The sequence below is a fragment of the Micromonospora sp. WMMA1976 genome (assembly GCF_027497335.1).
Lineage (GTDB): Bacteria > Actinomycetota > Actinomycetes > Mycobacteriales > Micromonosporaceae > Micromonospora > Micromonospora aurantiaca.
The window spans coordinates 3,982,095-4,005,666 of the sequence record NZ_CP114912.1 but is presented as its reverse complement, the minus strand read 5'-3'; the positions used below and the strand labels follow the sequence as shown (position 1 = coordinate 4,005,666).

Sequence of the window (23,572 nt, the reverse complement as noted above, 5' to 3'; positions counted from 1 at the left end):
TTCTAGGGTCGGTCGGCGCCGCCAGTGAAGCCGCGGCGGTGCCAACTGGGTCAGGACCGGACGTGATGTGCCGAGATCGTCTTGATCACCGCTTGCCGTTGCTCGTTGAGATAGAAGTGGCCTCCGGAGAAAGCGTGGTGAGTCGGCGGTGTGGTGACGACCGCCAGCCACGGGGTCAGCCGTTCCTCGGGGATCATCACGTCGTCCGTGCCATAGCAGAGGTGGGTGTCGCTTCGCACAGGATCGCCGGGGTGGTGGACGTAGGTCTCGACGATCTCGTGGTCCGATCGCAGATACGGCACGATCAGACCGGCCAGCTCCGGGTCGCGCAGCACCTCCTGCGGAATCGTCCCGTATCGGCGCGCCAGCACGTGAATCAGCTCGCTGTCGGTCAGTCGGTGGATCGGTATCTCAGAGCGGGGCAGGTGCGGTGCCGGGCAGGCAGAAAGCCACAGGCTGGTTGGTTCGGCCCGGCCTGCCGAGCGCAGGGCGCGGGTCAGCTCGTACGCCACGAGCGCGCCCATGCTGTGTCCGAAGAGCGCGAAGGGCGGCTCGAACTCGACCTCGTCCAGCAGCGCCGTGACCAGATGTGACAGGCGACGGAAGGGCCGCTCCTTGTGGCGTGCGCCCCGACCCGGGTAGCGGAGACCCCAGATCTCGACGCGCTCGTCGGGGTCGGTCCAGCGGGCGTACTCGCTGCCGCTGCCGCCTGCGTACGACAGGCAGTAGAGGCGGCCAACGGCGTGCGGGATCCGCTGCCCACATACCAGCCATGGACTGTGGGCCGCGTCCGGCGGTGATTCGCCGCTGCGGGCTTGGCTGGACGATCCGGAGGACATCAGCACGTGTCACCGTCGGTCGCCGGAGCGTACTCGACCTGGAGCAGTTCGTGGATCCGCTCGCGCAGGGCGGCGAGCTCCAGGTGGTTTCCGGCCTTTCCCCAGATGGTGCAGATCTGACTGACCGATCCGGTCCGCCAGTCGACGACGGCGCCCGGCCGAGCCACGCTCACCACCCGGGCCACTCCGGGCAGCTTGCGGATCTCGTCGCGCCCCTGGAGGGACACGATCCTCACGCGTTCCATCGGGGAGAGGACGCTCATCTCGAAGATGACCACGCCCGCCGGCGTGGGGCCGCTCGTGACGGGTCGGCGGTCCATCGCCACCATCAAGCCCATGGTCACCGGGTCCATCGCCCCCGCCTTCCGGACAATGTCGGCGGTGCCACCCCCGAGGCGTCCGTTCACCTCGATGATTCGTGGACCGGCCTTGGTGAACTTCACCTCCGTGTGGGTGATGCCGTCACGGACACCGAGAGCGTCCAGGGCGGCCGCCACTAGCTCACGAACCCGCTGGTCGACGGCGCGGTCGAGGGTGGCGGGGAAGAAGTCCCCGGTCTCCCGGAACGGCTCCGCGAGTGGGAACTTGCCGAGCGTGACTACATGTTGGTGAACCCCGTCGAAGCTCACATGTTCCACCGAGACGTGGTCACCCCAGCCACGGCCGGTCCACTCGGGGTCGCCCACGAGCAGTTCCTCGAGGACGAAGTCCTCCCGGATGTCTAGTCGTAAGGCGACGTCCTCGCCGTCCTCGATTCGGTCGAGGCGGAAGGTGTCGCGGCTGTGGGTTCCCATCGAGGGTTTGAGGACCGCGGGAACACCGATCTTCTTCAGCGCGGGCAGAACCTCGCCGCTGGAACGTACGAGTTCGAAGGCGACCGAGTCGACTCCCGCCTGAGCTAGGGCGGTCCGCTGGAGGGACTTGCGCGTCAGGCGGTCGAGAGCGGACGGACTGTGGGTACGCAGGCCGAGCTCGTTGCCCAGCTCACAGGTGAGCCGCAGGGCGTACTCGCTGAAGGTGGTGATTCCGCTGAGCTCGTAGGGTTTGAGCAGCTCGACCAGTTCCGGCACGGACAGCCCGGTGCCATCGATACCAGCCGCTAGCCCTTCGATCAACTCGATCGTGAGCGCCGACTCGGCCATGTCGCGGTGGTACAGGAACAGGACCTCGCAGACGCCGGCGGCGGCCGAAACTATCTCGCGCGGTGTCGCCGCGCCGACGTCGTACACCACGAGAACGGTGGGCAGGCCGGTTGAACTCACACAAACTCCTTCAGGCGTCGGGCGGCCGGTGCGACCGGACGTCCTGATCGGTGGACAGGCAGCGGGCAGACGCTCCTCCGGAGGCCACCCAGGTCTCAGGGACGGGCGCGGCGGGCGGAGGCGCAATTGGTCGCGGTACGGGCAGCGGCCCTCCACGACTCGTAGGTTCCTGAGCCGACGAATCCGTTGAATCGGCGAACCCTGACGGATTTCGGTGCGACCAACCGCTTCTCCTTCGAGCATGGCGATACGGCCGCCGGCTCGAGAATGTGGCCCAAGCTTTCAAATTATCCCCGTGATTCAAGTTATCCGCGAGTTCGGGAGGCGCGCACGGCGGCTTCGGCAGCACTCCCGGCGGCACGCCGGTCGGAGTGGGCCGGGCCGGAGACGACACATCCAATCGGAGCGATCCCGGGGCGACAGTAGCCGATCGTTCAGGTGTCGATCAACCCATGGCCCGAGCCCTCGGATGAAGGCCGTCGCTCGCCGTGCGGGCGGGCTCCGGGCCGTCTCGCAGCGGTGTTCTTCGGCCGACTCGACGGGCGACACCCGTGGTGCCGCGCGCTCGGCGCATCGGCCGCCGTCGCCGCGCTGGGCGATCGTGGAGGGTTGACAGCCCCTCGGGCACGTCCGTAGGTTTTTGGCGCACTGAGCAGACATATGCGAGAACGGGGATCACGTGGACGTCGCTGCGGTGGGCAGGCACATCCTGCCCTATTCCTGGCATGCTTCACGACGGCCAACGGTCACCTGGGTTCCGCCAATCTCTCTCGCCCCGTAGACCAGGGAAACAGCAGCCAGGCCCGTGATCGGCGCGGCTCGGTGCCGTCGTCCTGTCCTGTTGGGCCTGACCGGTCGAGGCCGCCTCGCGTCAGTAGCGTCTCGTTCATCCGATGAGCCCGAGCGGATCCCACTGCCGGTGCCGGTCGGCGGCTTAGGCGTGTGCCGGTGGTCGGGCCGCATCGACACGCCCCACTCGCCCGGCTCCGCTGCCACGCCCGGGACTCGGTGCCTGAGTGGTCCTCGATCTCAGGCGTTGCAGGGTCGTCTTCCCAGGTAGGGCCCGAGCATCACCCGCTCAGCCGGGCCTCCCAGGAGCGGCCGGACACGAAACAGAGAGGAATGTCGGATGGCATCACTCAGGGAATCTCTCGCTCCCTTGCGGGTCCGCGATTACCGATTGGCCATGTTCGGTAACTCGGCGTCATTCATCGGTGATCAGATTGTGCCGGTGGCGCTGGCCTTCGCCGTGCTCGAGGTGACCGGCTCGGCCACCGCGCTGGGCGTGGTGCTCCTCGCTCGTACGGTGCCCCTCGCAATTTTCGTGGTGACCGGTGGGGTGTGGGCCGATCGCCTCCCGCGCCAGTTCATCATGGTGACTACCGACTGCGTCCGCTTCGTCAGCCAGGCGATCTTCGCGGCCCTGTTGTTCACCGACCACGCCGCGCTGTGGGCCATGGCGTTACTACAGGCCGTCCACGGCGCAGCCGGTGCCTTCCACCGGCCGGCTGCCGGTGGCCTGCTGCCCCAACTGCTCACTCCCGACCTCCGCCAGCGAGGGAACGCTCTTATGTACTCAGTGCAGAGCCTGGGCGGGATCGTCGGACCGGCAGCCGCAGGGCTGCTCCTGGCCGTCTCAAGCCCGGCGTGGGCGCTCGCCCTCGACGCGCTGTCGTTCGCCGTGAGCGCTTTCCTGATCGCTCGGATCCGCACTCCGCAGCGCACCGTCGCCAAGGAGCGGAAGAGCTTCCTGCAGGATCTGGGAGAAGGGTGGAAGGAGATGGTCTCCCGTCCATGGCTACGGACCTGGATCCTCAACTTCTCCCTGTTCCAGTTCGCGCTCCTGGCCGCGTTCTTCGTGCTCGGGCCGGTGGTCTCGAAGACCTCATTGGGCGGGGAGACGACCTGGGCGACCATATCCGCCTGCATCGGGGCCGGGTCATTGCTGGGAAGTCTGCTGTCCGTACGGTGGCACCCGTCTCGACCGCTGCTCGCCGTGGGGGGTGCGCTGCTCCTGGCCCCGACGGTCCTGTTCGGGCTCGCCGCCCTGGCACCGGTCTATGTGCTGGCCGGGATGTCCATCCTGTTCGGAGCGGCAACGGCGTTCGGTGACACGGTGTGGGAGACGGCGGTGCAGAACCACGTTCCGGAGCATCTGCTGTCGCGGATCGTCTCGTACGACTGGATGGGCTCCGTCGTCCTACGGCCCGTCGGCCTCGCGATCGTCGGGCCCCTGGCCGCGGTGGTCGGCACCGCGAACACGTTGATCGGCGCGGGGATGCTTTATCTCCTGGTGACGCTCGGCGCGCTCGCGATGCCCATCTCCTGGAAGCTTCCCGCTCAGCCGGAGCCGGCTGCGCCGTCGACTCTTCCGGTTGCGCAGCCGAGCTGACGTACGCACGCCAGTCACGGGTCCCGTCGGGTTGCCCGCCCGGCAGCCGTGGTCGGAGGACGCACGAGCATACGTGGGCCCGAGCAACGGCACGCGTGCGGGTGGATCGGGATCCGTCCCGTCCACCCGCATACGTGTCCGTCAGGACCTGAGGCTCAGGGGCACGGTGGTGAAGCCGAGAATGAAGTTGGATCGCACGCGCCGTACCTCGCCGTCCAGTGCGAAGGCGACGTCTCGGTCGATGAGGCAGCGGAGCAACGCGGTGAGCTCGATGTGCGCGAGCATCGCTCCGATGCAGCGGTGGATGCCGCTGCCGAAGGACAGATGCCGGTTCGGCGAGCGGTCGATCCGGAACGTCCAGGGGTCGGTGAACTGCCGGTCGTCCCGGTTCGCCGAGACACTCCACAGGGTCACCGAGTCGCCCTGGCGCAGGAGCTTGCCTCCCAGCTGTACGTCCCGCGCCAGTATCCGCTGCACATACGCGTTGGTCGAGCTCCAGCGGAGAATCTCGTTGATGGTCAGGTCGAGCAGCCCTTGCGGATCTTCCTTGAGTCGCCTCCAGGCGTCCGGGTGCTCCGTCATGGCGATCATGCCGGCGCTCGCGGAGTGCGACGTCGTCTCGTTGCCGCCGACGGCTACGTTCATGCAGTTGTAGAGGATCTCTTCGTCGGTCAGCGGGCGGCCGTTGACCTCGGACTTGACGAGGATGCTCACCAGGTCAGTCCCGGGCCGCCGGCGACGCTCCCGCCTCAGGTCGTCGAAGAACTCGAATATCTCTGCCTGGATCATGGCGAGTCGTAGGCGGTCGTCGCTGGCCGTGTCGACGAAAGCTGGATCCCGGAAGCCGATCATCTGGCGGGTCAGCCCGATCAGGTGATGAGCGTCCTTGTGGTCGATGCCGACCATCGCCATGAGGGCGCCCGCCGGGAGTTCGGTGGCGATCGCCGTGGCGAAGTCACAGCCCCCGGCGGCCAACGCGTCGTCAACGGCCTTCGCGACGAGGCGCGCGACCTGGCGGCCCACCTCGGCGGCGATGTCGGGGGCGAACGCACGGTGAACAACCTGGCGCAGCAATCGGTGACGGGGTGGGTCCGAGGACACCAGCATACGGTTGGCCGCCGTATCGGCCTCGTTACGGAACGAGCCGCCCAGCATCGCCCCGCCCGAGGACTGGAACGTGGCGTTGTCGAGGTATGCGGCGGCGACGTCGCTGTACCGGGTCAGAGCCCAGAAACCAGCGCCGGCGTCGTCGGTGGGGTGCCAGTGCACCGGGTCGTTCTCTCGCAGCCAGGCGAGCATCTCGTGGTGCTCGTCGCGCACGAAGCGGTCGATGTCGGTGAGGTTCGGAGCGATCGTCGTCATCGGGCCGCGGGTCGCTTCTGGTCGCGCAGGATCGCGGCCTGCTCGCTGAGTACGGTCACGGTGAGTATGTCCTTCATCGGAATCGTCACCTCGTGGTCCCGTTTGATGCGTTGGCGTACACGGAACGTGAGGAGGGAGTTGCCGCCGAGTGCGAAGAAGTCGTCGGCCGCCCCCACTTCCTCAACCGACAGGAGGTCCTTCCACACGCCGGCGAGGTAGCGTTCCGCCTCGTCTCGTGGCGGGATGAGAGTGTCCCGCCTCCTCATCTCCTCCTGCGCGATGTGCCGCAGCGCCGGCAGGTCACGCTTGCCGTGGTCGGTGATCGGGATTTCGGTGATCGCCACCAGGGCGCTGGGCACCATGTAGTCGGGCATCACGTCCGCGGCGTGCCGGCGAAGGGCGTCCAGCGGAAGGCCTCCTTCCGGCACGACCAGCGCCACCAGGTGGACGCCGTCGCCCGAGCCGACGGGGACCACCGCGGCGGCCTGCACGTGCTCGTGACGCAGCAACGCCCGCTCGACCTCCCCCGGCTCGACCCGATACCCACGGACCTTCACCTGGTCGTCGGTGCGGCCGAGGAACTCGAGGTTGCCGTCCCGCCGGCGGCGGCCCAGGTCTCCCGTGGCGTACATCAGGCCGGGCTCGCCCACGAACGGGTCCGGTAGGAATCGGTCCGCGGTCATCCGCAGCATGCCGAGATAGCCCCGCGCCACCCCGGCGCCACCGATGTACAGCTCTCCGGTCTCGCCGTCAGCGACCGGCGCGAGACTCTCGTTCAGCACGTAGACGGCGGCGCCGTCCAACGCCGAGCCGATGGGGACCGTGTCCGAGGCGACGTCGCCGAGGTCGATGCGGTAACCGGTGCAGGCGGTGGTTCCTTCGGTTGGGCCGTAGAGGTTGTAGAAGGCGCCCTTGAACGCGCCGTCGAGCAGTTGACGGCAGGCCGTCGGCAGGATCACGTCGCCACCCGTGCACAGGATGCGCAGGCTGGAGAACGCGTCCCGGTCCTCTCGTACCAGATGATTCACCGCCATGGTGGGTGCCAGCATGGCCGTGATCCGCTGCCGGCGTAGCTCGCGTTGGATGTCGTTGCCGATGAGATCGGGCATCGCCGGCAGGATGACGATCTCGGCACCGGCGAAGACGGAGCACCATACCTCGAAGTTGAAGGCGTCGAACGACACGCTCGACACCTGAGCCACCCGGTCGCTTGAGGTGAGTTCGGGCAGGGACCGGTTGCCCGCGAAGTAGCACAGATTGCGGTGCTCGAGCAGGATGGGCTTGGGCCGGCCCGAGGAGCCGGACGTGAACAGGACGCAGGCGGCCTGTTCGTCGGTCACCGCCGGTAGCTCACCAGCCGGCGCGCCAGGCCGGAGGAGCTGCTCGGCGGTCAGCACCTCCATGTCCAGATCCGGTAGTTGGCGATCGGCGATCGCGATTCGGGCGCCGCTGCCCGAAGTCATCTGGGCCTGTCGCATGTCCGGGTATCGGGTGTCGACGGGGACATACGCCCCGCCGGCTTTCAGGATCCCGAGCAGTACGGCTATCAACTCGATGCCGCGCGGGAGCAGGACGGCTACCCGGTCCTCCCGGTCCAGGCCCCGCTCAAGGAGCCGGCGCGCTACGTCGTCGGAGGCCTGGTCCATCTCGCCGTACGTCATGGACCGGCCCTGGTTGGTGACAGCCGGGCGGTAGCGATGCTGCTCGACTGTGCTCCGCCACCGACGGAGCAGGGTGTCGCCGTCCGAAGCCGGAGTGGACGGCTCGGCCCCCTGCCGGTGGCTGAGTAGGAACGGCCAGCCGGAGGCTTCGATGTGGTCGAGGCACTCCGCGCGCGTACCGCTCGTGCCGGTGGCGGTCCATCCGGCGGGAACCGACTGATCGGCCGGCCAGATGCTCAGCCGGCCCTCGAGCCCTCGGACCACGACGAACGTGTCCAGTTGTGCTGGATAAGTCATGTCAGACCACAGCCTTCCGCGTAGCGCTGCTGAGGAACGAGAGCACGGCAGCGCGGACCTGGGGATCCCGGAGCAGATCCCTCCTCGAGGACGACATCCGTAGGACCTGGACCCCGGTCGCGCCGGGCCAGTCATCGACCGCATCGGTGTCCCGCGACACGATCTGGAACAGTGGTCCCGGCCACTGGGACCACGCGGCGTTGTGCGCCGCCACGAGGTGTACGAGCCAGTCGATGAAGACCTCGATGAGGTATTCGGCCTCGTCTTCGTCGATGTCCGATCGGGCGCCGTCAGACCTGGCGGCGCGTTCCGCGCTCTCGCGCAACCCGGCCCTCATCCGTTCGACCACGGCTGAGGAGGACGAACGCAACTCGTCCTCCGAGAACACCTCCCCGGGATGGTGATCGTATGGAGCGTCCGCGGCGAAGGCCCACATCTTCGCCCGGGCCAGCTGGTACTCCGAGTTCACCGCCTCGGCGGTGGCCGGCGCACCGTCGAACACCACGAGCGGGACCGGCTGGTCGGTGGCGGCAGAGACGGCGGCGGCCAGCTCCTGCGCGATGGGAGCGGCCATACAGTACGCCAGCACCCCTTGCACGTCCTCGTCGGCGAACCCACGTCCCTGTCGGAGAGCCTTCGCATAACCCGCAGCTGTCAGCTCCGTCGGGTTCGGCAGGTCGAGGAGGTACTCAACCCGGTAACCCTCGTCGTCGAGCTTGAGCGCGGAGACCGGTGCCTCGACGCGCCGTCCGGTGTAGTCGATGACGAGCAGCGTGCCGTCTTGGCGGTGGACCGCCCTTTGAGGAGGGTCGGGCAGTTCATCTGTACCAGACATGGCCTTCCAAATTTCCGGTGTATCGGGAGCGCGGAGCCCGGCGACGGGACCACGCTCGCCAGGCTAGGCCACGCCGCGTCTGCTTGTTGCGTCACAGGTTCGGGGGATGGGCAGGGGAGGTCCGCCGCGCAGAAGACCGCACACGCACCTCGCGGGTCTGGGCGACGGGTGCTCCCAGAGCCGGTCAGTCCGCCGGCCGATGGTGGGAGCGGCACCACGAGACCGTTCCGCCCTGTCCACGCCGCCTGAGCCGAACACCGCTAGAAGTTTGCCGCTGCATAAGAAGCAAGTGAATCCCCGTTGAGTCGTTCAGCTATGCAGAACGAAATGGAGGCGCGAACGCCGCAGGCTGCTGCCAGCTGCCTTCGTCCTCCGGTCCGGCTAGGTTGATCACCGGACGTTCGGTGGACGCTACCTGGACCATCTGATGATGTCAATGCGACGCCGGTCCGAGGGGCCACGATCGTCGAAGATGTCGTGTTACCCCAGCTCAGTGCGCATTTTCAGGCGGCGTCCCATGGTGTGTCACGGACGCCCGGGGGGGGGTCTTGGCATGGGGGACCCGCGGCCCGTCTCTGGGTGCCGCGTCGACGTGAGTGCACGGGGCTGACAGGAGTTGATCATATGGTCTAGAGTTCCAACCGCTCGATCTACTTGTTTCACCTCGCCAAGCTGCGACGCCGCGATATAGGCGATCGTCAGTATTGCGGTATGGCTGGCGTTCCGCGCCGCCTCCACCATTGCGTCGGTGAGGTGGTCGAGGACGAGCCGGCGACCCATGGGTCAACTGTTTCCGGCCTGCTCGATCCGCCTCCGTGGCGGGTCGGGGGCGCCCAGATGGTCGACGTCGTCCTCGCCCGCGCAGCAAGCAACCCGTTTCCGGGCAATCGCCGAACCCTCACGGCCATGTCCGATCTCTAGGTGAATCGAGGTCTTCCGCGGTGACGTCAGACAGCTTTCGGCTTTCTCCGCGTCAGCGCCAGTGGTGGCGCGCAAGCGAACTGATGGCCATCGCGCCGCTGCGGGCCCGGTTCGAGCTCCCGGAGGGGGTGGGCGTGCAGGACGTACGACGGGTGCTCGATGAGCTGAGCAACCATCACGAGGCACTGCGGCTGAGATTCGCCGTGGATCCGCGGCGCGAGCCGTTCCAGCAGGTGCCTGAGGAGCAGCGGCCGCCCGTCACCACGACCCCACCCGCAACGGACTGGGACTGGTGGCGACAGCCGGTGGTGACCGTCTTCGAGCCTGGTTCGCTGGTCGTCGTCGCCGCACCGATCGCGCTGGACCCCGAGAGTTTGCGACTGCTGGGAGCGGATCTCCGGAGGCGCCTCGCCGGTGTTGAGCTGGCCGACGACGACAACCGACTGCAGTTTCTTGACCTTTCCGAATGGGAGCTGGAGCTGGCGCCGCCCGGCCCACCCGCGACGGCGGGCACCCTCGCGCCCATCGATCTGCCCAGCGGGGAAGTCCGCGACGCCGCAGCCACCGTCACCCTCGATCCCCAGTTGGCGGCACGCCTCGGCGATCGGGCGGCCGCTGAGAAGATCACCCTCGACGAGATGGTGCTGGCCGCCTGGTTCCGGGTGCTGGCCCGGTACGCGGCCGACGACGAAACCCCCTCGTGCTCGCCCGCTACCGCGAGGGCCGGGAGTTCGACGGCACGCAGACGGTCCTGGGTCCGCTGGGTCACTACGACGCGGTCACGTCCGCCGCACCGGTGGCGACACCTACCGACATCTCCGTCCTGTCCGCGCTCGCCGACCCCACGCAGTGCGCCGGTAGTTTCGCCGCGGTCACGGCCCGCCCGCCCGGCACCGACGAGCAGGCCACCCCCGCCCCGCTGAGCCCACTTCACCTGGAGTGCGTCGTCGACGACGAGGCGATGCTCCTGACGGTCAACGCTCACGGCGCGGGCGAGTACGCCCCTTGGCTGCGGGACGTACTTCTGCTGGCCCTGGCGGCCCTCGCGTCCGACGCCCCGGACGAGCAGCCCGACCTGCTGGGCGCCGACGAGCTGGCACTGCTGGCGGCGCTCGGTCAGGGGCCCGCGATCGAGGAGGCCGCGACCAGGCAGACCTTGCAGGCCCTGCTCGACGACGGAATCTCGCGGACCGACCCCCGGCGCCCCGCCATACTCGACGGGGAGACGACGCTGACCTTCGGCGAACTCGACGCCAGCGCCGAGGAGACGGCACGCCTCCTGCTGAGCCGCGGTATGGGTCCGGGCGACCGGGTCGGCGTCCTCGCCGGCCGCACCTGGCGCACCGTGGTCGCCTTCGCCGGCATCCTGCGAGCCGGGCTGGTCTACGTCCCGGTCGACCCCGAGCAGCCGGCCGAGCGTATCCGCGCGCTGATCACTCGGGTTAACGCCGCCACCGTGCTCGGCTCCGAGCAGGATCTCTCCCGGAGCATGCTGCCGGAGAACGTCCGATGCGAGGTCCCGCGGCTGTCAGCCGGCAGTGGGTTCGCCCGCTCGCACCGGGCGAAACCGGCCGATCCCGCCTACGTCATCTTCACCTCTGGTTCCACCGGCGCACCGCGGCCGGTTCTGGTGAGCCAGGGTGCCGTCGCCGCACTGCACAGTGCGCTGGCCGCCACCGTCTATGCCGAAGCCGTCGCGCCGCTGACGGTCGCGGTGAACTCTCCGGCCGCCTTCGACGCATCGATCAAACAGTTGATCCAGCTCGCCTCCGGGCACACGCTCTGCCTGATGTCCGAGCGTACGCGCCAGGACCCGCCGCGATGTCGGCCTATCATAGTGAGCAGCGGGTGGACGTTCTCGACTGCACACCGTCACAGCTACGGCTGCTCCTCGACGCCTGCCCCGCGGAGTCGATGCTGCCGGGCCTGCTGCTGATAGGTGGCGAGCCCGTTGACGATGTTCTCTGGGCTGACCTGGGCGGCAAGGCGGGCGTCCGAGCGATCAACCTGTACGGGCCGACAGAATGCACCGTGGACGCCACCTGGGCGCAGGTGATGCTGCACACGAAGCCCACCATCGGCCGGCCACTCCCCGGGGTCGGCTTCATGGTCACCGATCCGGCGGGTCGACTGTCGCCGCTGGGCGCCCCGGGCGAGTTGCTCCTGACGGGCACCCAGGTGGCCGACGGATATCTCGGCGACGACGTCGAGACGGCCCGGCACTTCGTGAACCGCACCGGTCCCACCGGTGGCAACATCCGCGCCTACCGAACGGGTGACCGGGTCCGGCTGCGGCCCGACGGCCTGCTCGACTACATCGGCCGCGTCGACGACCAGGTCAACGTCCGCGGCGTACGCATCGAGCCCGGCGAGATCGCCGGGGCGCTGCGGCAGCATCCTGACGTCCAGGCGGCCGCGGCCACCGCCCGGGGCGAAGGTCCGACACGGCGCCTGGTCGCCTACGCGGTCCGACGCGACCACGAGGTGGATCCCGCACGTCTCGCGGGCATCAACCCGCACGAGACCCGCTTCCTGTACGACGAGATCTTCATCCAGCAGACATACCTGCGCGGCGGCGTGACACTGCCGGCCGGGGCGACGGTCTTCGACGTAGGCGCCAACATCGGCATGTTCTCGCTCTTCGTCTGGAGCCTCGTGCCGGACGCACGGCTGTACGCGTTCGAGCCGGTGCGTCCGGTCTTCGCCGCGTTGCGGGAGAACCTGGCACGGCTCGGCGGGGGGGCCCGCCTCTTCAACCACGGGCTCTCGGACAGCGAGCGGTCTGAGACCTTCACGTTCTACCCGGGATATTCGATGATGTCCGGGCAGCAGGACTACACCAGCCCCGAGGGGGAGATGGAGGTCGTCCGGCAGTACCTGGTCAACGAACGTGATCTGTCCGGTGGGCAGCGGACCAACCTGCTCGACGAACTGGATGCACTGCTGGCGGACCGGTTCGAGCCGCGGGCGGAACCGGTCATGTTGCGGCGCCTTTCCGACGTCATCGACGCCGAGGGCATTGAGCGCATCGACCTGCTCAAGATCGACGTGCAACGCGCCGAACTCGACGTCCTGAACGGCCTCGAGGACCGGCACTGGCCGATGGTGCAACAGGTGGCGATGGAGGTGCATGACGCCGAGGACGGTCCGACGCACGGGCGCGCCCGCCACATCACCGAGCTACTGGAGTCGCGCGGCTTCACCGTCCTGACGGAGCAGGACGCGCTGCTCGAGAAGACCGACCGGCACAACATCAGTGCCGTCCGGGCCGTTTACCGGGAGACCGTCGTCCCGGCTCCGGTCCGGGCGGCCCGCGCGGTGACCGGGTCCGCCCTGCGCGACTAGCTCGCCGAGCGGTTGCCCGCCTGTCTGGTGCCCGACTCCGTCGAGATCATCGAGCACATTCCGCTGACCCGTAACGGAAAGCTCGACCGGGCCGCCCTGCCGTAGCGCGGCACGCGGCACCGGCGGCGAGCTGGTTCGCCGCCGGACTTACCGCCGATGATCGCCCCGGGCGGTCACTCACCGACCTTCATGGTCGCCAGCTCCGTCAGGATTCCCGCCGCTACGGCTCCGCTCATTGAACCGCGTTCGGTATCGCCGAGGACGGTGCAACGCAGGTTGGCGTCACCCGACGATCGGACGGTGATCTCCACCTGGATCGGGTGGTGAAACACGTCGCGGTATCCGAGCACCGCCAAGCCGCTGTTGCCGCCCTGCCTGGCCTCGTGACGGTTGTAGTTGAAGCTCATCGCCCCGGCCGGCCAGGCCCGCCACCCCAGCGCTGTCGCGCGAACGGAGGCGAGAGGAGCTGCCAGATGGTGGATTCTTCGGGCGGTTGAACCGATATCTTCGATCTCCACGGGGGCGAGATACCAGAACATGCCCAGTGCTTCGTCAGCCCCCGGCAGATCGGCGTCCCGGCCGTTGGTCACGGCATGCAAGCCGGAGATGCCGGCGAGGGTGCGAGCAACCCGGGCACAGACGCCACCGATCACGGCACGCTGATCGACCTGCCATTTCCGGGCCAGTGTGTCAGCGCGGCGGAGCAGGTCGCGCGGTAGGAGTGTGTCCGTGTGGACCGCCGCCGCTCCTGCGACGGCGTGCTGCGGCAGGGCTTTCCGGTCGCTGGATTCGGGCAGCGTGACCTTCTCGCACCCGAGGTGCTTACGCAGGTACAGCCTTGACGATCGCCTGTCGCCGGGTGAGGTGGGGTGGCCCTCGGCGGCCCGTGAGATCCGGTCGAGCAGGATGCGGTTACTGACACCGTCCATGACCGCGTGATGGGTCTGCATACCCAGCACGATCAGTCCTTCTTCGCCGGCCCAGGTCGTCAAGCTCACCGGGGCGCCGCCGAGGCGAACCTTCTCAGCCGATACCTGGTCCGGCGAGTCGAGCCATTCCCGTGCGGCGCTGAGGCCGCCGGCCCTTTCGTCCGGCCTCAACGGCTGCGCCGGCAGGCCGGTGCGGAGGATCGTCCCGTCACGTCCGGTCTCGAACCGATGGCTGACCGGTTCGAACGTCTCTATCGCCGTCACGATCCGGCTCAGTCGCTGGTCACGGTCGGGACCTGCGGGCAGGGTCATCAACTGACGGGGCCGGTAGCGGTGGGGACCGCCCGCTGCGTGATGGAGCATCATCTCCTGCATCGCTGCAGCCGGTAGGTGCGGGTCGGCGACGGCGGCTGGCCGGTCGGCGACCGCCACCGTACCGGCCTGGAGGTCATGCAACGCGCCTTGGAGCGCGCCGAGCACGGTGTCCGCCCATTCATCGGTGATGCGACTCGGGTCGTAATCCAGCACCGCCTGTGCCTGTTCTCCCCGGAGCCGGAAGGTGAGCGCGGCGTGGTACGGCAGGTGGTTGTCGCGACCCGCCGACGGACCGGCGAGTGCGCCGATGCGTTCACGTAGCGCCCCGAGAGACGGTTCGGGCGGTGCACCGACGGTTTGTACGTCCACGGCGAACTTCCCGATCCGGTCATCCGGCTCCGCGGACAGCCACCGCAGCGCGCCGTAGCTGACGCCTTCCTCGGGGACGCGTGCGAGATCGGCGGTCAGGCGATGCGCGGCCTCAGCCGTCAGCCGTACGTGGGGCAGGGTGACCGGGTGGTGCAGCCCGATCCACCCTACGTTCTCGCTGAGGTCGAATCCGGTCACCGCCTGACGGCCATTGCGTTCCAGGTCGACGACCGTTGCGCCGAGCCCGTCGACGTGCAGCAGCGCGTGCCCGAAGGCGGCAAGGAGCAGGCGGGAGGTCGGAGCACCCACCCGCCGCGCCGCCGAGGCAATGCCGTTGAGTTCCCTGCTGGCGCTCACCCGGACGCGCGGACGGGCGGTACGGACCCCGGTCCGGCCGGAGGCGAGCACCTGTCGCCATCGCGCGGCTTCCAGGGCGTAAGCGCCTGCCACGGCCTGCCGCTGGACGGCCTGGCTGAAGGCCGCGAAGCCGTCGTCGGTGACGGGGCGGCCGCCGTCGATCAGGTGACGAAGGCGCTGGCCGACGATGTCCCACGACCAGACGTCGATGACGAGGTGATGTGCGACCAGCACAAGGGCACCGGAGCCGTCGCGCTGCCGCAGGGCGAGCGCGCCGAGCACCCGGCCGACCCGGTGGTCGATGCCGTCATGCAGTGCTCTCAGCCGCTCACTCAGCACCGCATCCGACGATTCGGCGTCCACCACGCTGATCTCGACGGGCCGCCCTTCGGTGACCGTGGCTGAGAGATCGCGTGCGTCGAATGCCGTACGGAGAATGGGAGTGTGCCGTATCAAGCTCGTCAGCGCCTGCTCCAGGCGCTTCCGCGTCGGGAGCCGCTCGAAATCCATGACCCAACGCTGGTGCCACCGCTGTGGCCGGGCCAACGGTAGGGTGAAGAACCAACGCTGCGTGGGGCTCAGCACCGTCTGGGAACTGCCGGGAGCCGAGGAAAGGCCGGGCCGGTCGAGACGCTCGCGCCAGCGCACCAGGTCGGTATAGCGAGGGTGCCGATACACGTCCGCAGGGCTGACCTCAACTCCGGCGGCCCGGGCCATCCGGACGAGACGTAGGACGTTGAGCGAATCGCCACCGTCGGCGAAGAAGTCCGAGTCGGCGGTCGGGTTGGTTCCGAGGACGGCGTGCCAAGCCGCTGCGACGGGTTCCGTTTCGGCGACCTGCGGCTCCACGGTGGCCGGGTTCGACGGAGCCGTCAGCCTCGCCTCGTCGACGCGGCCGGAGGTGAGCCGAGGAATCACACCGACCGCGATCACGTGGTGCGGGCGAGCTTGGCGGGAAATCGCTGTCGTCATGCGGGCGGAGAGGGCATCCGTGTCCTCGCAGCCGGCCACGAAGAGCCACAGACGCTTGTCGCTCGGGCCGGTTCCGGGGCGGACTGAGACGTACGCGTCGTCGCAGAGCCCGGTGGCTCGCGCGGCCGCTTCGATGGCGTCCAGCTCAAGCCGGTGTCCGCGGATCTTGACCTGCCGGTCGATGCGTCCCGCCAGCACCAGCTGCCCATCCGGCCGGAGCACCGCGGTGTCGCCGGTCAGATAGGCGCGGTGCCCGAGGGCTAGCGGGTCGGCGGGGAACAGCTCGTCCGTCAGATTCTCGTCGTCCAGATAGCCGAGAGCCACTCCCGCCCCGGACAGCATGAGTTCCCCTGGGACTCCGGGTGGTGCCGTCGCGGCCCTGTCGATCAGCACGCGCGCGGCGAGGCCACGGATAGGGGTGCCGACCGGGACGGGCTCGGCGAAGGACGTGACCCGGGCGACCGTCGCGGTCACGGTGACCTCGGTCGGACCGTAGATGTTGAACAGCCGGGCATGGGAGAACCGCCGCAGGTCCTCTGCCCGGCAGTGATCGCCGGCGGAGGCCAGCATCTGGAGATCGGGCAGCGGTGCTCCCGCGAGGAGGCGGACCAGTGGCGCCGGCAGGAAGGCGTGTGTGACGCGGGCCGCGGCCATCGCCTCCGCCAGGTTCGCCGTCGCCGGGTCGATACGGATCAGGGTGGCACCGAGCACCAGAGCGGTCGCCACGTGGCAGATCCAGGGATCGACCACCGGAGGGGCGACCAGCAGCACCCTGCTCTCTGCGTCGATGCCGAACCGTGGTCCCTCGCCGTGAACCAGATTCGTCAGCGCGGAGCGCCCGACCACGACGCCCTTGGGCCTACCCGTCGTGCCGGAGGTGAAGATGATGTACGCGGGGTCTTCTGCCGCCGAGTAGCGACGCCGGGGCGCTGACGCCGGCGGCAGGCGGAGGACCCCGTTGCGGCTGATACGGGCCACGGCACCGCATCGCCGTTCCAGCGGTTCCGGGTCCGTTGCGGGCTCGTCGTCGAACGGGACGTACACGGCGCGGATGGCAAGTGCCGCGGCGAATCCCGCAATCCGGTCGATCATGTCCAGGCCGCCGACGGAGACAGCCTCGCCGGCGCGCACACCTGCTGCCCGGAGATCCTCCGCAACGGCTCGAACCCGGTCGCGTAGGTCGGACCGGTCGTACACCCGACCACCGTCGATGAGGATCGGTCGTGCCGCCTCGGAGCCGAGTCGGGCGTCGATGGCCGAGTCCAAAGGTGGCCCGGTGTATGCCGGCGCGGCCGTCGCGAGCCGCCGCGCCGCCGCCCGCGGCTCAGGGGCCAAAAGCAGGTCGCTGGCCAGGGGAGTGTCGGCGTCCTCGGCCAGGACGGTGAGCGTCCTCAGGAACGTCGCGGCGAAGTCGTGGAGATGACCGGCGAAGACGCTGCCGTCTGGAGCCTCGACGCGCAGACCGAGGCTGCCGTCGAGGCGCCGGGTCGCCACCACGACCACACCTCCGGCCCGGCCGGGGCTGGGAAACTCGATCGGCTGCACGTCGGCGTCCGCGAGATGTGGATGGTTCTGCTGGGCGATGACGAGCACGGCCGCGTCCGGGCTGGACAGCGAGGCGGGGGCGCCCGCCTGGTCCAGATCGTCGGTGTCGACCATGGCATGGTCGCGCACCTCCATGAGCTTGCGGGCGAGCAGGCGAGCGTGCTGGCGAAGCGGCATCGTCCAGTCGTGTCGGACCCGCATCGGGATGGTCGACGTCATCTGCCCGAAGACGTCGAGGGAGCCGGCCGTGCGAGTGTCGACGGCGACGAAGACGAGGGTGTCGCCGGTCCCGCGGTATCGGGCCACCGCATGCGCGTGTGCCGTCAGGAGCAACGCCGCAGGCGTTACCCGTAGCCGCGCCGCCGCTCGGTCGATCCAGTCGAGGTCGATCGGCTCGGCCGGGCCCGTCCAGTCGGCGGCGCGAGCGGGTGTGCCCGGCGGGCCGGGCTCAAGGCCCGCGAACTCCCGCCGCCAGTAGTGGATGGTGCCCGGTTCGTGGCCGGTGATGCCGGCCAGAACCGCCTGGTACGACGGTGCTGGGCTTGGCAGGCCCTGCTCGAGCCGATGTTCTTCAGTGCGATGGTAGGCGGCGCTCACGGCGTCGTGGAGCAGCCCCAACGAGCGACCGTCCGCCACGACATGATCGATCGACTCGGTGATCAGCCACCGCTTCTCATCGATGCGGGCGATGTCGACGACGGCGATCGGCCCGTTGGTGTGGTCATAGCGGCGGCGTTCGCTGGCCGCCACCCGCTGCGCGAGCCAGGCATCCTGCTCCTCGGCAGGAAGGTGATCACGAATGTCCGTGATTGCCACTTCTGTGCGTGGCTCGCCGGTCTCCCAGCCCTGGCCGTCGGCGCGCCAGGACAGTCGGAGCGCGTCGTAGGAGCGCAGCACCTCGCGATACGCCCGAGCAAGCCGCTCGGCGTCGATGTTGCCGCTCGCGATGTAGGCGCTGCAACAGTTGACGGGACGTCTGCCAGCGCTGCGCGCGAGCAGCAGAGGCCGCTGTGAGGGGTGGCTCTGCAGCGGTTTGGCTGCGGGCTGCTGCCGGTGGTCCCGCGGCTGACCGGGATCACGCATGGTCGTCCCGGCCGGAGCCGTTGATGTGGTCGGCCAGTTGGCGGGCAGTGGGGTGGTCGACGAAGCTCAGCGCGTTGAGTCGGATCCCGCACTGCTGCTGGACGGCGGCGGCGAGCCGCACCAGGTCAAGGCTGTTCAGACCGGCCTCGAACATGTCGTCGTCGACGCCGATGCTCGAGCCCGCGACGTCCGAGCACAAGCGTGCGATCGTCTGCGCCGACGCCTTCGGCGTCGGCGCCGGACCTCGCGATGTCGGCGTCCGATCCGATTCATTCGTGATGCCGGACATGAGTTCTCCTAGACGCGAGTTAGCCCGGCGCGCCGGGGAAGAGCGGACAGGTGATGACTGGGCGGGTCGCCGGAAGCTGAGCGTCATGCGCAGCTCATGACCCGGTCCCCTCTTCGACGAACGCGGATCCCAATACGGCCTCGATGGTCGGGGCGGTCAGGATGGCCGTGGGCGACACGGTCCGCCCGAGGACGGTCTCCACGCGCGATGCCAGGGCGAGGGCCTGCGCGACCGTGCCGCCGTGGTGGAAGAAGTCGGTTGCCGGGGTCACACCGTGTCGCCCGATTACTTCCTCCCACAGCGAGGTCAGCTGCGCGACGCGCGGGTCAGGCGAGGCGACCGGCGTCTGCGGTGCGCCCCTCTGCGCGCCGATCGCGGCGCTGACTCCGGCATAGTCGACCTTGCCGTTCGCGGTGACCGGTATCCGGTCGAGGACGACGATGGGAGCGGGCACCGTGGGACGGGGCAACAGGTCCGCCGCGTGCCGGCGCAACAGGGCGACCGTTCCTTCGTCTGGTGGACCCGTGACGGTGACCGCGGCGGCGAGGCGGGGCCGTCCGGCAGGGTCCGCGACGGTGACCACGGCGGCATCCCGGACCAGAGAATGGCTCGCCAGGACGGCCTCCACGTCAGCAAGTTCTATCCGATGACCGTTGATTTTGAGCTGACGGTCGGTGCGGCCGAGGAACTCCAGTGCTCCGTCGCTGCGCTGGCGGACCCGGTCACCCGTTCGGTAGCACCTTCCGGCCGGCCCGGTCACGAACCGGGCCGCGGTGAGAACAGGGTCACCTATGTAACCGACGGCGACGCCGGCACCGCCGATGTGCAGTTCTCCTGGCGTACCCGGAAACACCGGTTGCCCGTGCTCACCGATCACCTGGACAGTGGTGTTGCTGATCGGCCGGCCGATCAGCACGGGGTCGGCGACCGGCTCGGTCACCTGGTGAACCGTCGACCAGATCGTGGTCTCGGTCGGCCCGTACATGTTGCGGACCTGTGCGCCGGCACTGAGCAACCGCCGGGCCAGGGCCGCGGGAAAGGGCTCCCCGCCGACGAGGGCGAGCCGGCCGCGAAGGCTGTCGTCGAAAGCCTCGCTGGTGGTGAGGTGCCTCCAGAGGGTGGGCGTCCCCTGAACGATGTCGATCTCGTCCTGATCGAGGACGTCCAGTAAGTCATCCGGCACCAGCAGCGTCCGGTCACCCACCGGTCGGATCCAGCCGCCGACGGTGAGCGGCGCCCACAGCTCGAGTGCCGAGATGTCGAAGGTGACCGCGGTCGACCACAGGACCCGGTCGCTCGCACGTACGGGCAGCCGCGCCGTCATGTCCGAAATCAGGTTCGCCAGGGCGCCATGCGGGACGAGAACGCCCTTAGGGTTACCCGTCGACCCCGATGTGAACAGTACGTATGCGCCGATCCCGGCTGGCCAGGATTGCGGTAGGCGCACGGGACCGGGTGGGGGCATCGTGATGGATCGCTGCGCCACCGTCGCCGGTGGCGGATTCACTCCGCACTGCAACACGACGTCGACCCCGGCGACGGCCAGTTGCCGGTGCATGCGTGCCGCGGTCATCCCTTCGCCGAGAGGGAGGTACGCCGCTCCTGCCAACCATGTCCCGAGCAGCGCCGAGGCCAGTGCCGGCCCCCGATCCCCATGTACGGCCACCACGTCGCCGGTTCGGACCCCGGCGGCGGTCAGCGTGTCACGCACGTCGACCGCTCGAGCGACCAGCTCCGCGTAGCTGGTGTCATCGATCGCCGGAGCGTCGGGAGTGCGTCGCGCCTGGGCTAGGACGAGGTCGGGGACGTACGGACCTGGGGCGTTCGTGCGTGTCGGCCCGTCATCCGTCGCCGAGCGGGTGATGGCCCGATCGCGTCGCGTCAGAAGGGGAACCTCGGTGGGGGTCCCGCCCTCGACATGCCTCAGGAGATGGTCGTACCGGTCGAGGAAGGCATCCACGTCGGCTGCCTCGTAGAGCGCTGTCCGGTACACCGCAGCGATTCCGACGCCCGTGGCGGCTGCGCGCACGGACAGGCGGAGGTCGTCGGTCGTCGTTCCAGGTGGGACCGGTATCCGGGTGACCGGTTCGCCGGCGAGGTCGCATCCCTCCAGAGGATCATCTTCCCGTACGTTGATGGCGTAGCGGTGTTCCGGTTTCCACCAGCGGGCGGGGTCTACGCGAGCCGGCACCGTGGTGTCGGCCCGGCCGATGGCTTCGTCAACGTGCGCGACCAGGTCGGCGAACGTCTTGTGTTCCTCCGGATCCACCCGGATAGTCATGGGTTGTCGATCGCGACCGGTAGTGCCGACAGCCACCCGGGGCCCCGCGCCATGCTGCCGCAGCAGCATCACGAACAGAGCGGTCAACACCGCGGTGGCGGTCGCGTCGTGCCGTCGGGTGTGCATCTGGAGAGCGCTGTCGCAGGACTGCGACGGCTCTCGGGTCAGCTGACCGGCGACGAAGTCCAGCATCGGCGGCGAGGGGCGCGCGATGGACATGGCCGACTCTTCTTCGAAATGCGGGCTACCGGTGCCGCCGGGGGCGCTCCCAGCCGAGCTCGCCCATGCTGGTCTGTCGGCGGGCGCGGGGATCCCGGCCACCGAAAGGCCAGGGATCGCACCCAGGAGCTCGGCGAGCAGAAGCTCGACGTCGTCGACGATGAGTTCGTGTGCGACTGCGGCGATGATGCTTCGCCCGGAGGAGCGGATCACCGCAACCCGTAGCAGTACGCGGCCGGCGGCCAGCGGTTCATTGGCCAGTCGGCCGAGCAACGATTGCACAGTGCCGTCGTGGTCGCTCTGTGAACCGCGGGCCAGGGAGACGGACGACGTTTCCGGCTGAGCCTGATCTGGGGGCAGATCGATGAGGTACGGACCGCCGGCCGATTCGCCTGGCGCGAACGTGCGGCGTAGCTGAGGATGCGCGGCGATGAGGTGATTCGCCGCTGCGGTCACCGCTGCGGCGCTCACCTCGGCCCGGACCTCCGCCGCGGCAGCACGGTTACCGCCGCCGAGGCTGGCAGCGATGCGGTGAATTGCCCAGAGCGCCAGCTCGCGATTGCTTGGTGGGTTGCTCATGCGTGCCTTCGGCTCACGGGTTCGGCCACCCGGGGCTCCCGTGAACCTGCGTCCGTAGCCGATGCTGCGCCAGGCGCGGAACGAACGGCAGACCTTCCCCCCGTGGAAAGCATGCGTGAACCCCATCAACTAGTTCGGGATCGACGATTCGAGACCGTCAAGGCGATGCCCTGGACGCATGGCTGAGGTTCTACGCCGTTGCTGCCCTTCCGGGTGCCGATCGGATCTTGAAGCCAGGCTACGCAACCCGATTGCCAGCGTCAACATCCCCTGGCCGGAGGGCCATCGTGGACGTTCTTTCCGCAGCTCAGAGCCGATGGCGGCGACCATCCACTCCGTACCGTTGACGGGCACGTCGATGGGTGTACTATTGATCACCACGGCGGTACGGCCGCGTAGAGGGGATGCTCAGTATTGCGCCACGATGTCGCGCTTGCCAAAAGATGGAACTGGCGCGCCCGTTGCCAAGAGAACATTAGTGATCCTGTGCATCCGCATGTCGCGTTGACGGTCGGTGGCGCGAAATGGGATGTCGAACGGTGGCCGATTCGCCGTCGCTTCGAGTGCGCATACCGATCGGCGCCGGCCCCTCAGGAGGGAGTCCGGGCCCGTCGGCTGTCGCCACGAGGCCCGTTGTGGCGTGCAGTCCTGACTGGCGCAGTCGCCGTTTAAATGGTCGGCTGCTGCTGATCCAGCGGTCACCAGACACGTCCCGCTCATTGAGAAACCGGCTAGGCTACGGGGGATCGGAATCTAGTAATGGGTGCCAAAAGAATGTATCGGCCCTGGGCCGATAGCTGCCTTGCTGAGCGGAAAAACGCTCTCGCCACGCCTCGGCCCTTGTTTGTCGTCCACTCCGCCTCGGGCTCGGCTGCGTGGATCGCCGACGTGTTCGCCGACGGGGGCGTGACTTGTCCGGTAGCGGCCCTGTCCTCACCAGGGTGGCAGGGCGCCCCGCCTGCGCCGTGGTCCCTCGACCTGATCGCTTCGCGGTACGTCGACGAGATCCGGCGACGCCAGCCGGTCGGTCCCTATCTGGTGTGCGGTTGCTGCACGGGCGGCATTTTGGCTTACGAGATCGCCTGCCGTCTGGCCGCGCTGGGTGAGGACATAGCCGGGCTCGTGCTGATCGATCCCGACCTCGAGCTGGATGAGCAGCGGTGGCCCACCCCCGACTCGCTCCTCGCCACGCGACTGGACTGGCTCAGGTCCAACTCGCGTCCCGGGTTGGCCAAAGAACTCGTCACTGACATGAGCATTTCCGACGCAGCTCGCCTGGCCGCCGAATATCCCGGCGATGTCGAGGGCGAAGAACGCAAGGAATTGGCAGCACTGTTCAATACCATCCTCGTCAATGTGGACATGTGCAGAAACTATCAGCCGCCGCGCGAGGCCCCCGCACTGCCGACGAGGTTGATCCTGGCGGGAGACAAGGACGAGCATGACGTACCCCTGGGGCGATACGAGGTAGGCAGCCTGTGGCAGTTCCTGAGCTCTACCGACCTCTTGATAGATGTCGTCGAGGCCACTCATGACGACGTCATGTCGGCACCCCGTCTTCATGACATCTTGAATGAAGTTGCTCCGACCCCGACCGATGCTCCCCAATCGTATTGAGCTGTCGGTCTCCGTATGAACCGGTAGATTCTCCGATCGAGCGACAAAGTGACGGCCTCACGCGGGAGCCCGTCCCAAGCCGCCTGCCCGGAAAAGCAACGCA

Annotated in this window: 13 protein-coding genes; 5 read left to right on the top strand and 8 right to left on the bottom strand. The window is 68.5% G+C overall.

Translation table 11 applies throughout. From position 1 onward, the window contains the following. Positions 1-50: 50 nt before the first annotated feature. A complete protein-coding gene (locus O7546_RS18295; RefSeq protein ID WP_281601166.1) occupies positions 51-839 on the bottom strand; it encodes an alpha/beta fold hydrolase in 789 nt (262 codons plus the stop codon). Beyond that, complete coding sequence (locus O7546_RS18290) at positions 839-2,101, bottom strand: hypothetical protein (protein ID WP_281599685.1); 1,263 nt, start codon at positions 2,099-2,101, stop codon at positions 839-841. The genes O7546_RS18295 and O7546_RS18290 overlap by 1 nt, the downstream gene beginning before the upstream one ends. A 1,129-nt stretch (positions 2,102-3,230) precedes the next feature. Here O7546_RS18290 and O7546_RS18285 point away from each other — a divergent pair. Next, positions 3,231-4,493, top strand: a complete 1,263-nt coding sequence (locus O7546_RS18285) for an MFS transporter (RefSeq protein WP_281599683.1) — start codon at positions 3,231-3,233, stop codon at positions 4,491-4,493. A gap of 141 nt (positions 4,494-4,634) precedes the next feature. Here the strand turns inward: O7546_RS18285 and O7546_RS18280 are convergent, their stop codons facing one another. Genes O7546_RS18280 through O7546_RS18270 form a run of 3 tightly spaced genes read right to left on the bottom strand, consistent with a single transcriptional unit; the run spans position 4,635 to position 8,648 of the window. Further along, entirely contained in the window at positions 4,635-5,855 is a 1,221-nt protein-coding gene (locus O7546_RS18280) for a cytochrome P450 (protein ID WP_281599680.1), read from the bottom strand. Beyond that, complete coding sequence (locus O7546_RS18275; RefSeq protein WP_281599678.1) at positions 5,852-7,780, bottom strand: amino acid adenylation domain-containing protein; 1,929 nt, start codon at positions 7,778-7,780, stop codon at positions 5,852-5,854. The genes O7546_RS18280 and O7546_RS18275 overlap by 4 nt, the downstream gene beginning before the upstream one ends. Positions 7,781-7,814: 34 nt before the next feature. Next, positions 7,815-8,648: a hypothetical protein gene (locus tag O7546_RS18270; protein WP_281599676.1), complete on the bottom strand. Its 834-nt coding sequence runs from the start codon at positions 8,646-8,648 to the stop codon at positions 7,815-7,817. A gap of 941 nt (positions 8,649-9,589) precedes the next feature. Here O7546_RS18270 and O7546_RS18265 point away from each other — a divergent pair. From O7546_RS18265 to O7546_RS18255, 3 genes are read left to right on the top strand one after another with little or no spacing between them, the layout of a single operon-like run. Then, positions 9,590-10,492, top strand: coding sequence for a hypothetical protein (locus tag O7546_RS18265; RefSeq protein ID WP_281599674.1), 903 nt, complete (start codon positions 9,590-9,592; stop codon positions 10,490-10,492). A gap of 38 nt (positions 10,493-10,530) precedes the next feature. Then, positions 10,531-11,505 (top strand): AMP-binding protein, encoded by a 975-nt coding sequence (locus O7546_RS18260; protein WP_281599672.1) that lies wholly within the window; start codon positions 10,531-10,533, stop codon positions 11,503-11,505. Further along, positions 11,391-12,914: an FkbM family methyltransferase gene (locus O7546_RS18255; RefSeq protein ID WP_281599670.1), complete on the top strand. Its 1,524-nt coding sequence runs from the start codon at positions 11,391-11,393 to the stop codon at positions 12,912-12,914. The genes O7546_RS18260 and O7546_RS18255 overlap by 115 nt, the downstream gene beginning before the upstream one ends. Positions 12,915-13,087: 173 nt before the next feature. On the opposite strand, the gene O7546_RS18250 is transcribed toward O7546_RS18255, so the two are convergent. From O7546_RS18250 to O7546_RS18240, 3 genes are all read right to left on the bottom strand, one after another. Beyond that, the gene (locus tag O7546_RS18250) at positions 13,088-18,484 is read right to left on the bottom strand and encodes a condensation domain-containing protein (RefSeq protein WP_281599668.1); all 5,397 of its coding nucleotides are present in this window, start codon (positions 18,482-18,484) and stop codon (positions 13,088-13,090) included. Further along, the gene (locus O7546_RS18245) at positions 18,477-18,773 is read right to left on the bottom strand and encodes an acyl carrier protein (protein WP_281599666.1); all 297 of its coding nucleotides are present in this window, start codon (positions 18,771-18,773) and stop codon (positions 18,477-18,479) included. Before O7546_RS18245 ends, O7546_RS18250 begins: the two co-directional genes overlap by 8 nt. Before the next feature lie 94 nt (positions 18,774-18,867). Next, positions 18,868-21,852, bottom strand: coding sequence for a non-ribosomal peptide synthetase (locus tag O7546_RS18240; RefSeq protein WP_281599663.1), 2,985 nt, complete (start codon positions 21,850-21,852; stop codon positions 18,868-18,870). 888 nt (positions 21,853-22,740) lie between these two features. Here O7546_RS18240 and O7546_RS18235 point away from each other — a divergent pair. Continuing rightward, complete coding sequence (locus tag O7546_RS18235) at positions 22,741-23,469, top strand: alpha/beta fold hydrolase (protein WP_281599661.1); 729 nt, start codon at positions 22,741-22,743, stop codon at positions 23,467-23,469. Positions 23,470-23,572: the final 103 nt, after the last annotated feature.

Bases quoted from the DNA above. Each gene is read 5' to 3' on its own strand.
- O7546_RS18295 (WP_281601166.1), bottom strand. From the start codon at position 839: ATGTCCTCCGGATCGTCCAGCCAAGCCCGCAGCGGCGAATCACCGCCG.
- O7546_RS18285 (WP_281599683.1), top strand. From the start codon at position 3,231: ATGGCATCACTCAGGGAATCTCTCGCTCCCTTGCGGGTCCGCGATTAC.
- O7546_RS18280 (WP_281599680.1), bottom strand. From the start codon at position 5,855: ATGACGACGATCGCTCCGAACCTCACCGACATCGACCGCTTCGTGCGC.
- O7546_RS18270 (WP_281599676.1), bottom strand. From the start codon at position 8,648: ATGTCTGGTACAGATGAACTGCCCGACCCTCCTCAAAGGGCGGTCCAC.
- O7546_RS18260 (WP_281599672.1), top strand. From the start codon at position 10,531: ATGCTCCTGACGGTCAACGCTCACGGCGCGGGCGAGTACGCCCCTTGG.
- O7546_RS18255 (WP_281599670.1), top strand. From the start codon at position 11,391: ATGTCGGCCTATCATAGTGAGCAGCGGGTGGACGTTCTCGACTGCACA.
- O7546_RS18250 (WP_281599668.1), bottom strand. From the start codon at position 18,484: ATGCGTGATCCCGGTCAGCCGCGGGACCACCGGCAGCAGCCCGCAGCC.
- O7546_RS18245 (WP_281599666.1), bottom strand. From the start codon at position 18,773: ATGTCCGGCATCACGAATGAATCGGATCGGACGCCGACATCGCGAGGT.
- O7546_RS18240 (WP_281599663.1), bottom strand. From the start codon at position 21,852: ATGAGCAACCCACCAAGCAATCGCGAGCTGGCGCTCTGGGCAATTCAC.